The sequence below is a fragment of the Marivirga sp. genome (genome assembly GCF_035704835.1).
GTDB lineage: Bacteria > Bacteroidota > Bacteroidia > Cytophagales > Cyclobacteriaceae > Marivirga.
Map to the genome: position 1 here is coordinate 1 of NZ_DASSWQ010000037.1, position 2,013 is coordinate 2,013.

At 33.5% G+C, this 2,013-nt stretch carries 2 protein-coding genes; both read right to left on the minus strand.

Annotated features, from left to right (window positions below; genetic code table 11):
* Window positions 1-110 precede the first annotated feature (110 nt).
* Window positions 111-626 (minus strand): hypothetical protein, encoded by a 516-nt coding sequence (locus tag VFM92_RS05905; RefSeq protein WP_325121272.1) that lies wholly within the window; start codon window positions 624-626, stop codon window positions 111-113.
* Between the two features lie 192 nt (window positions 627-818).
* Window positions 819-1,571 carry a hypothetical protein gene (locus tag VFM92_RS05910; RefSeq protein ID WP_325121273.1) on the minus strand — a complete coding sequence of 251 codons (753 nt, stop codon included), beginning with the start codon at window positions 1,569-1,571 and terminating at the stop codon, window positions 819-821.
* Between the last annotated feature and the right edge of the window lie 442 nt (window positions 1,572-2,013).

A 2,013-nucleotide genomic window follows, 5' to 3' on the forward strand; every position in this document is an offset into this window, starting at 1 on the left:
AAAAACAAGTAGCCCCAGCGGATACTGAGGCTACACAAGATGAACTTCCATGCAAAGAATCGCCTGAAGTCCTCTTTTCGCTAGAACAAAGTTAGAAAAATTATATTTATTTACTTGCTTTTAAAGACAGTACCTCGATTAGGCTTATTTTTTAGTCTATCGACAAGCTTGATCATTCTATTGATATCCTTTCTATGAATAGAAAGGCTTTCACTAAAAGAGGTTCTGTTAATGAAATCGATCTCGACATCGGTATAATTACCACCTGAATTAGCTCCTCCATTAAAAGTATCAATTATTTCCCATCTGTCCGAATGCCAGCCAGATGCCCTGATTGATTTTATTTCGCTAATTGGATATTTATCAATTTTGGTAAGTCTCTTTACTATTGATGTTTTGAAAAGGTACAGATTATTTTCGTCAACAGCTAAGTCGTGCTTTCTTTGGATTATTATGAGACCGCTTAGCAAGAAGGCGATCACAGTCTTGATTGTAAGAGTGAAGTCTGGATTGTCAACAAGATAGATACTAGCAATAATTAAAAGAATAGCACAAACCCTTTTGGTCCAAGTCCATAAGCGATAGAAGTTATAGGTCTGAAAAATGTATTCTTTATTTGATTTCATGCTCGGTTAAGTATAAGCGTAGTGCGGGATTTAAGAATGCTTCACTATCCGCTCACCGCAAAGTTTCTTAAGAGCAAAAATGCTCAATTTTACTATTTAACCCGCATTACGCTTATACAATGTTGTGGGTATTATTCAATCAAACTATTACTTTAATAGTGTTTTTGTCCCCATCAAATGAAAATATCACTATCACAATTCCTCAATATTTTTTAGTTTAAATGCGATCTTCACTCCAGTTTTGAATTTGTAGTTCATTTCAATAAACCCGTATTCTTCACAAAAAAGCGCTTCGAATGTCGACTGATATTTCCATTTATTTCTATCAAAATAATCCGTAGCTGGCTCCAATTCAGATTCAACATATACCTGCCATATTTCGACTTTCTTATCATTAAAAATCTTTTTTTCACCTAAGGAATCAACGATGAAATTATGGATGAATTTACCCATTCCCAGAATATTTAGGCTTCTTCCTTCGAATTCGTCATGTTTCTTATTCAATGCACGCAAAGCGAAAAAAGGATGAACAGAATAAAAAAGCATTCTATACTGATTAGTTCTAGGCGGATGCATATAAAAGATTTCACCATTGCAGTAACCTCCTGTTTTCTCAACTTCCTTAAGCCTATATTTATTTTTCTTTGTATAGTATTTTTTATTTTTTTCTCTAAAGAAATCATCTGGATCAAGGTAATTTTTGTACTGAGAAGTGTCTGTATTATAAATGTATTTAACTACCCTTTGCTTCCCAGGTTGAAAAATCCACCTTCTTTTAGTTGGAAGAATTTTTAGAGTTTCATTCGTAATTGTATCCCCAATAGAGTCGATATATATTGCATTGTAATAATAGCAACGTTCACCTGAAAAGTATTCTGTTATTTGAGAGTGAGAAACAGAACAAACAAAGGTTATTAAGAAAAGAACCGCTACTCCTCTCTTCATATAATTAGTATTCTCAATCATAATTGCATAGAATAAATATTGAATGTCATGTTATACAACCATTACCCACAACGCCAATATAAAACCCGTTTGTTATACTAGGCTATGAAATACTGAAAGTAGTAATTTATGCTTTCTCCACAAACTGATGCCCTTTATAAATTGCAAAAGCTTAGAATAATTAGGTACCGCGCCTGACTAAAGCACTATTCTTGATTGCCAGCTATGAAAAGCAAGCATAAATTATGGGCTGTTTAGCAGACAATTATCTACAAGGTGGTGAGCAAATGGGTTTTATATTATGTTGAACTCAACCTCCGGTAGCTGAAGTATTTCAACTTACCGGAGCGTTAAGCTCATGATATAAAATATAAATATTATGAGCAATTTAAGTAGAAATTACGGATGGTTAAACACCAAGGCTAATTCAGCCAAAACATTA

Coding starts and splice junctions, on each gene's coding strand:
- VFM92_RS05905 (WP_325121272.1), bottom strand. CDS start 626: ATGAAATCAAATAAAGAATACATTTTTCAGACCTATAACTTCTATCGC.
- VFM92_RS05910 (WP_325121273.1), bottom strand. CDS start 1,571: ATGAAGAGAGGAGTAGCGGTTCTTTTCTTAATAACCTTTGTTTGTTCT.